The 8,116-nt window shown below is 62.9% G+C and carries 6 protein-coding genes; 5 read left to right on the top strand and 1 reads right to left on the bottom strand.

Annotated elements, in window-relative coordinates; translation table 11 throughout:
* The 3 genes from WBB85_RS23190 to WBB85_RS23180 form a co-directional block, all read left to right on the top strand.
* Positions 1-1,180: AMP-binding protein (locus WBB85_RS23190; RefSeq protein ID WP_432640924.1), on the top strand; the 1,180-nt coding region annotated here is incomplete at its 5' end.
* Positions 1,181-1,384: 204 nt separating this feature from the next.
* On the top strand, positions 1,385-2,878 hold the full coding sequence (locus tag WBB85_RS23185; protein WP_432640923.1) for a response regulator: 1,494 nt from the start codon (positions 1,385-1,387) through the stop codon (positions 2,876-2,878).
* A complete protein-coding gene (locus WBB85_RS23180; RefSeq protein WP_432640922.1) occupies positions 2,875-4,269 on the top strand; it encodes a sigma-54-dependent transcriptional regulator in 1,395 nt (464 codons plus the stop codon). The genes WBB85_RS23185 and WBB85_RS23180 overlap by 4 nt, the downstream gene beginning before the upstream one ends.
* Here the strand turns inward: WBB85_RS23180 and WBB85_RS23175 are convergent.
* On the bottom strand, positions 4,262-5,029 hold the full coding sequence (locus WBB85_RS23175; protein ID WP_432640921.1) for an NAD kinase: 768 nt from the start codon (positions 5,027-5,029) through the stop codon (positions 4,262-4,264). The two genes, WBB85_RS23180 and WBB85_RS23175, sit on opposite strands and share 8 nt — an antisense overlap.
* Before the next feature lie 100 nt (positions 5,030-5,129).
* Between WBB85_RS23175 and WBB85_RS23170 the strand changes: the two genes are divergently transcribed.
* Positions 5,130-6,569: a multicopper oxidase family protein gene (locus WBB85_RS23170; RefSeq protein ID WP_432640920.1), complete on the top strand. Its 1,440-nt coding sequence runs from the start codon at positions 5,130-5,132 to the stop codon at positions 6,567-6,569.
* A gap of 146 nt (positions 6,570-6,715) precedes the next feature.
* Positions 6,716-8,011: a serine hydroxymethyltransferase gene (gene glyA / locus WBB85_RS23165; protein ID WP_432640919.1), complete on the top strand. Its 1,296-nt coding sequence runs from the start codon at positions 6,716-6,718 to the stop codon at positions 8,009-8,011.
* The last annotated feature ends 105 nt before the right edge of the window (positions 8,012-8,116 follow it).

Here is an 8,116-nt window from a genome sequence, read left to right as displayed (position 1 = left end):
GGGCACGACCGGCGCGCCGAAGGGGGTCGTACGCCCGACAGCGGGCCATCTGGTGGCGCTGAACTGGACCATGAAGGCGATCTATGATTGCGAAGCGGGCGATGTGTTCTGGGCAGCCTCGGATGTGGGCTGGGTCGTTGGCCATTCCTATATCTGCTACGCGCCCCTGATCGCGGGCTGCACCACCATCGTCTTTGAAGGCAAGCCCGTGGGCACGCCGGATGCGGGGACGTTCTGGCGGGTGATCGCCGAGCATAAGGTCAAAAGCTTCTTCACCGCCCCCACGGCCTTGCGCGCCATCAAGCGCGACGACCGCGAGGGGGAATTCATCAAGAACTACGATCTTTCAGGTTTGCGTGCGCTTTACCTTGCCGGCGAACGCGCCGATCCGGACACAATCCTTTGGGCGCAGAAACATCTCAATGTCCCCGTCATCGACCATTGGTGGCAGACCGAGACGGGCTGGGCCATCGCCGCGAACCCGATCGGGATTGAGGAATTGCCGGTCAAGATCGGCTCCCCCTCGGTCGCGATGCCGGGCTACGATGTACAGGTACTGGACGAAGGCGGCCATCCGGTGAAGCCCGGCACTTTGGGTGCCATTGCGGTCAAACTGCCCCTGCCCCCCGGCACGCTGCCCACGCTTTGGAACGCCGAGGCGCGGTATCGCAAATCCTACCTCACCACCTTCCCCGGCCACTATGAAACCGGCGATGCAGGCATGATCGACGAGGATGGATACCTATACATCATGGCGCGCACCGATGACGTGATCAACGTCGCGGGCCACCGCCTGTCGACCGGCGCGATGGAAGAAGTTCTGGCCGGTCACCCGGATGTCGCCGAATGCGCGGTGATCGGGGTGTCGGACAGCCTGAAGGGCCAGATGCCCGTGGGGTTCCTCTGCCTCAACAAGGGGTCGGCCCGCGACCATGGCGATGTCGTGAAGGAATGCGTCAAGCTGGTGCGTGACCAGATCGGCCCGGTCGCGGCCTTCAAGCTGGCCACCGTAGTGGACCGCCTGCCCAAGACCCGCTCGGGCAAGATCCTGCGCGCAACCATGGTCAAGATCGCCGATGGCGAGACCTACAAGATGCCCGCCACCATCGACGACCCGGTGATTCTGGAGGAGATTACGGTCGCCCTGAACGGCATCGGCTATCCCGTCGGTCAATCCTGAGACAACATTGGGGGTGATCCGGGATCATTGGTGCGATCACGGGGTCGTCACCTGACGTTTCAGACAGGTTGGCGGACGAAGTTTCCTCGCGTACAACCAAGGCATGATGCAACCGAGACTTGTATTGTCTGATCTGATCAAATTTGCCGCGCTTTCGGTGAGCGCGCGATGAGGGGAGACGATTCTGGAGAGAGTCCTGCCCCATTGCAGCCAGTCCATCCTGCGCGGCTGACCCTTCTCGGGCATGATCTGCGGGCGGCGGTATCGGACATCATCGGCGGCCTGAGGCTGATCGACCACGACAGTCTGGACCAGGCGGCCCGTCTGCAGTTGGAGCGCGTGCGGGCGTCGGGCGAAATCCTTGCCAGACTGCTGGAAGAAGGCCTGACGATCATGCTGGGCGGCGATGACTTCGCCGCCACCCATCCCGCCAATCTGCAGGTAGAACGCTTTCTCTACGATACCGAAATGCGCTGGTCCGGCCGGGCGAGTGAAAAAGGTCTGACGTTCAATCTGTCGCGCGGCGATGACGTGCCAGAGGTCCTGACCCTGGATCGGATCGCCCTGGAACGTGTTCTGTCCAACATCCTGTCGAATGCGATCAAATACACCGATGCGGGCGCAGTCACGCTGGACATCAGCCTGTCCGAGACCGGTGCATTGCGCATGGCGATCACCGATCAGGGGCCGGGCTTTTCACCCGAGGCGCTGACGCGGCTTTTCGAATATGAAGGGCGGCCGGATGGGAATGTGAAACCCGGCCGGGGTCTCGGGATGCATATCTCGAAACACATGACGGGTCGTCTTGGCGGCACGATCAGCGTCGAAAACCTACCCGAGCGGGGCGCGCGCGTGACGCTGGAATTGCCGCCTGATGTCTGGGCTGCCGCGCCGGCGGCAAAGGTGGTCGAATTGCCCGATCTGAGCCGTATCAAGGTTCTGATCGCCGAGGACAGCAAAACCAACCAGACGGTGATCGGGCACATGCTGGCCAAGATGGGGGCGGTGTTCGAAGTTGCCGGTGACGGAGTGGAGGCGCTGCACTGGCTGGAGCGCGAGGATTTTGACCTCGCGCTGATCGATATCGAAATGCCGCGCCTGAACGGGATCGACGTCATCCGCACATTGCGTTCCAATGGCCGCGCCTACAAGAACATGCCCATCGTCGCCATCACCGCCTATGTGCTGCGTGCCAACCGCGAAGCGATCTACTCTGCCGGGGCCGATGCCATTCTGGCCAAACCTCTGGCCGGGATCGAAAGTTTCGGCACCGCCATCGCCAATGTTCTCAAACGGCAAAGCAACGGCTATTCAGACGGAGAAGCGCTTGCGGTCGATGCTTCCGTCGAATTTGACCGGACCTGTTTCGACCGCCTGATCGAAGTTGCGGGCCCCGAGGCCTCGAAGGAACTACTGCAACGCCTGGCGACCGATCTGCGAAATTGCGAACGCAACCTTTTTGCCGGTCTCGCCAATGGCGATCTGGCCGCAATCCGGGCCGAGACCCATGTGCTGATCGCTCTTGCCGGGGCGGTTGGTGGCAAACGTCTTCAGGCGCTGTCACAGGCGCTCAACAGTGGCGCCCACCGCCGCGACAAGGGGGCGCTTGGCGGGCTTGGCATGGAAACGCTGGCGCAACTCGACAGGTTGATTCACTTCGTTGCGCAGGAACGCTCGCGCCGCGGGGAGTCCCCATGACCGAGCAGCCATTACTATTGGTCGAGGATACGCCGTCGCTGCAACTCGTCTATGAATCGGTTCTGCGCTCGGCCGGGCACAAGGTGACCTGCGCGTCCGACGCTGCATCCGGCCTGAGCAAGTTCAAGGAAATCCGCCCCCCCGTCGTGCTTCTTGATCTGATGCTGCCCGACCGGGACGGGCTTGATCTGATGCGGGATTTTCTTGCGATCAAGCCCGATGCACATGTGATCGTCATCACCGCCAACGGTTCAATCAACAAGGCCGTTACCGCGATGCGAGCCGGGGCGCATGAATTCCTTGTCAAACCGTTCGATGAGCAGCGTTTTCTTGCAGCAATCGACAATGCGCTGGCCGGGGCGGTCCTGGACGGTCAGCCGGGTGCCGTGACCGGCGATGCCCAGCCGCCCGCCGAATTCATCGGATCGTCCGAACCCATGCGCGAGGTCTATGCCAAGATCCGCTCGGTCGCCCGGTCGATGGCGACGGTTTTCATCACTGGCGAAAGCGGGACCGGCAAGGAGCTGTGCGCGCAGGCGGTGCACGATCAATCCAACCGTGCCCACGGGCCTTTCATTCCGCTCAATTGTGGCGCGATCCCGTCCGAGTTGCTGGAATCCGAGGTGTTCGGCCATGTCAAAGGGTCCTTCACCGGGGCAATCAGCGACAAGCCCGGTGCAGCGGCGCAAGCGCATGACGGCACGCTCTTTCTGGATGAGATCTGCGAACTGGACCTGAACCTGCAAAGCAAACTCCTGCGCTTTTTGCAGACCTCGACGATCCAGCCCGTCGGCGCGACCCAGTCGCGAAAGGTCAATGTCAGGATCATCTGCGCCTCGAACCGCGACCCCTTGGAGGAAGTCCGGCGCGGCAGGTTCCGGGAAGACCTCTATTACCGCCTGCATGTCGTGCCGATCCGCATGCCGCCCCTGCGCGACCGGGGCGAGGACGTGCTGACCATCGCGGATGCCGCCCTGAAACGGTTCTCGGAAGAAGAAGGCCGGTCGTTCGGGGCACTCAGCCCCGAGGTCGCGACTTTGTTCCGCCGCCTGAACTGGCCCGGCAATGTGCGCCAGCTTCTGAACGTAATCCGGCATGTCGTGGTGCTGAACGACAGCCCGGTCGTCACCCGCGACATGCTGCCCTTTGAGCTGCACCACGAACTTGAGCATAAGGACGAGGCCCCGGCGGTTGATGTTGAAAAGCCGCGCGTGACGCTGGACGGCCTGATCGGACGGACACTGGCCGAGGTTGAAAGGCTGGTGATCGAGGAAACCATCGCCAGCCATGACGGATCAATCCCCAAGGCCGCGCGGGTGCTGGATGTGTCCCCCTCCACCCTCTACCGCAAGATCGAGGCGTGGAAAGCGGACAGCTGGAAACTCAGATAAACTGTTCGCGGGTCAGGCGTTCTTCCAGCCCATGCCCCGGATCGAAAAGGATCCGGTGACGGATCGCGGGCTCTGACCGCACCTCGACCGAAACCACATTCGGGGCTGACCGGCCATCGGCATCGGCCATCACCGGGCGCTTGTCGGCGTCAAGCACGTCGAACCGCACCACAGCCGTCATCGGCAGCAGCGCCCCGCGCCAGCGCCGGGGGCGAAAGGCCGCCATTGCAGTCAGGGCCAGCACCTCGGCGCCGATGGGCAGGATGGGCCCGTGGGCGGAATAGTTGTAGGCGGTCGATCCGGCCGGCGTGCAGACCAGCGCACCGTCGCAGACCAGTTCCTCCATCCGCACCTTGCCGTCCACGGTGATCCGCAGCTTTGCCGCCTGCGGACCGGCGCGCAGCAGCGATACCTCGTTGATCGCCAATGCTTCCCGGACCTCGCCATCTGCGGTCTCGGCCCGCATGGCGAGGGGGTTGATCACCTCTTCCTCGGCCTCGCTCAGCCGCGCGCGGAGCCCCTCCTCATCATACTCGTTCATGAGAAAGCCGATCGTGCCGCAATTCATACCATAGACCGGAACATCCATTGCCTGCGTCGCGTGCAGCGTCTGCAGCATGAACCCGTCGCCCCCGAGCGCGACGATGACCTCCGCCTCGTCAACGGGGACCGAGCCATAGGCCGATGTCAGTTTGGCCAGCGCCTCTTGCGCAACCGGGGCATCGCTTGCCAGAAATGTGATATTCTCAGCCGACGACACAGCTATCCCCGCATTCAATCCTTGTGCATTGATCTACTGACAGGACCGCGAAGACAACCCCATCCGGCCGTCCGGGGCCGGTTTCAAGAAAGGCTGGCCGATGGCCTATCCGATGACAATGACCCGCCGCGCTGCTCTTGCCGGGCTGACGGCACTTGCGGCCCCAGCCCTGATCCGACCACGCGCCGCCTTCGCCGGTACCGGCCAGGCCTTCATCCAGCCACGGCTGAATGAGGGGCGGATCGAAGGCGGTCGCAGGGTCTTTGACCTGACCGTGGCCCCCGGACTGCATGAATTTCGCCCCGGCATCGCCACCGAAACCATCGGCATCAACGCAACCTTCCTTGGCCCGATCCTGTCGGCCCGCGCGGGCGATGCGCTCAGAATGAATGTCGCGAACCATATCGGTGAGCCGATGACCCTGCATTGGCACGGGCTGCACCTGCCCGCCGCCGCCGATGGCGGCCCGCATCAGGAGATTGCACCGGGTGCGGTCTGGTCGCCGGAATTCGACCTAATGCAGAAGGCGGGCACCTTCTGGTTCCACGGTCATCAGCATGAAAAGACCGGCGCCCATGTCTGGGCGGGCATGGCGGGTGTGCTGCGGGTAACCGATGACGAAGAGGCGGCCCTGCCCCTGCCCCGCACATATGGCGAGGATGACTTCACGCTGGTCCTGCAGGACCGCCGCTTCGATGCCGACGGCCAGATGCCTTACACGATGAACATGCATGACCGGATGGCCGGGATGCAGGGCGATGTGCTGCTGGTCAACGGTCAGACCGGCCCGGTGCTGGAGGTCGATACGCCGCTGATCCGCCTGCGCATCCTCAACGGCGCCAATGGCACGTTTTACGGGCTGCATTTCGCCGACAATCGCACCTTCCATCAGATCGCCTCGGATGGCGGGCTTTTGGCGGAACCCGTCCCGATGCAGGGCGCGATCCTAAGCCCTGGTGAGCGGGCGGAGTTTCTCGTCGATGTCTCGGACGGCGCGGCGGTGATGCTGAGGGCGGAAACCTTCGGCGCCGAGGTCGCGATGATGGGCACCAGCGGGACCCGTGACGTGATGGAAATCCGACCGCGCGGCGTGCGCCCCACGCCCACCCTGCCAGACCGGCTGGCTGAAATACCGCCGCCGCCCGATGCGACCGGCGAAGACCGGCGCTTTGATCTTGCGATGACCGGCATGGGAATGATGGGCGATTTCACCATCAATGGCCGCCGCTTCGATCATTCGCGCATCGACTTTGCCGTCCCCCTCGGCACAACCGAGACCTGGATCTGGACCAATACCACGCCGATGCTGCACCCGATGCATATCCATGACGTGCAGTTTCGTATCCTGTCGCGCAATGGCATACCCCCGTCGGCGCAGGAAGCCGGGCTGAAGGACACCGTTCTGATCCGGCCGCAGGAAACCGTGGCGCTCCGGCTGTCGTTTTCCGATTATGCCGACCCGGTCCTGCCCTACATGTATCACTGCCACATCCTTGAGCATGAGGATGCCGGGATGATGGGGCAGTTCACCGTCGTCTGAGCTTTGGGGATTGACCTTGGGTCAGCAAAAAGTTTCCTATAGTGGAATTCGTTTCGCGTACGAACCGAAACATGTCGGATTCCACGCTTCCCGCCCCAGCCCTCCTCCGCTACAACGCGGCCAACTTCAGCCCTCAGGAGACGCCCATGAACGCCCCGCAACGTGACTCTGGTTTCTTCACAGAATCCCTCGAAACCCGCGACCCCGAGCTTTTCGGCTCGATCCGCAACGAACTTGGCCGCCAGCGCGACGAGATTGAGCTGATCGCCTCCGAAAACATCGTTTCACTCGCCGTGCTTGAGGCACAGGGTTCGGTCCTGACCAACAAATATGCCGAGGGCTATCCGGGCAAGCGCTACTATGGCGGCTGCCAGTATGTCGACGTGGCCGAGACGCTGGCAATCGAACGCGCGAAAGAGCTTTTCAACTGCAACTTCGCCAATGTGCAGCCGAATTCGGGATCGCAGATGAACCAGGCCGTGTTCCTGGCGCTGCTACAGCCCGGAGACACGTTCATGGGCCTCGACCTCAATTCGGGCGGCCACCTGACCCATGGGTCGCCGGTCAACATGTCCGGCAAATGGTTCAATGTCGTGTCCTACGGAGTGCGCCAACAGGACCAGCGACTGGATATGGACGATGTCCGCGCCAAGGCGCTGGAGCACCGCCCGAAACTGATCCTTGCCGGCGGCACCGCCTATAGCCGCGAATGGGACTGGGCGGCGTTCCGCGCCATCGCCGATGAAATCGGTGCCTATTTGCATGTCGACATGGCCCATATCGCCGGTCTTGTCGCGGGCGGCGTCCACGCCTCGCCGATCCCGCATGCCCATGTCTGCACCACGACGACGCACAAATCATTGCGCGGTCCGCGCGGCGGCATGATCCTTTGCAATGACGAAGGTATCGCGAAAAAGATCAACTCGGCCGTTTTCCCGGGCCTTCAGGGCGGGCCATTGATGCATGTCATCGCTGCCAAGGCCGTGGCCTTTGCCGAAGCGCTGCGCCCCGAATTCAAGACCTATGCGGCGCAAGTGAAAACGAACGCGTCCGCGATGGCGGATGAGCTGATGAAGGGCGGGATCGATGTCGTTTCGGGCGGGACCGACAACCACCTTTGCCTCGCCGATCTGCGGCCGAAGAAGGTGACCGGCAAGGCCGCCGAGGCCGCCCTTGGCCGCGCCCATATCACCTGCAACAAGAACGGCGTGCCCTTCGACCCCGAAAAACCCTTCGTGACCTCCGGTATCCGCCTTGGAGCACCCGCAGGCACCACGCGCGGCTTTGGTGAGGAAGAGTTCCGCCAGATCTCGCGCTGGATCGTCGAGGTTGTCGACGGGCTGGCTGCCAATGGCGAGGACGGCAACGGCGCGGTTGAAGAGAAGGTCAAGGCCGAAGTCGCCGCCCTTTGCGCCCGCTTCCCGCTTTATCCGAGCCTCTGAGGTCCGGGCCACAAGACAGAAGATGGGGGCGCTGCGATGTTGCAGCGCCCCCTTTTTGTTGCGGGCATCGTTTGCGTGTAAGCCTGATCCGGGCGGTGCCATATC

The sequence above is a fragment of the Albidovulum sp. genome (assembly GCF_049646345.1).
Lineage (GTDB): Bacteria > Pseudomonadota > Alphaproteobacteria > Rhodobacterales > Rhodobacteraceae > Albidovulum.
Note: the sequence above shows the minus strand (reverse complement) of the source record. Positions and strands in the feature narration are given on the sequence as shown.

Excerpts from the sequence above, each read along its gene's own strand:
- WBB85_RS23180 (WP_432640922.1), top strand. The coding sequence starts at position 2,875 with ATGACCGAGCAGCCATTACTATTGGTCGAGGATACGCCGTCGCTGCAA.
- WBB85_RS23170 (WP_432640920.1), top strand. The coding sequence starts at position 5,130 with ATGGCCTATCCGATGACAATGACCCGCCGCGCTGCTCTTGCCGGGCTG.
- glyA (WP_432640919.1), top strand. The coding sequence starts at position 6,716 with ATGAACGCCCCGCAACGTGACTCTGGTTTCTTCACAGAATCCCTCGAA.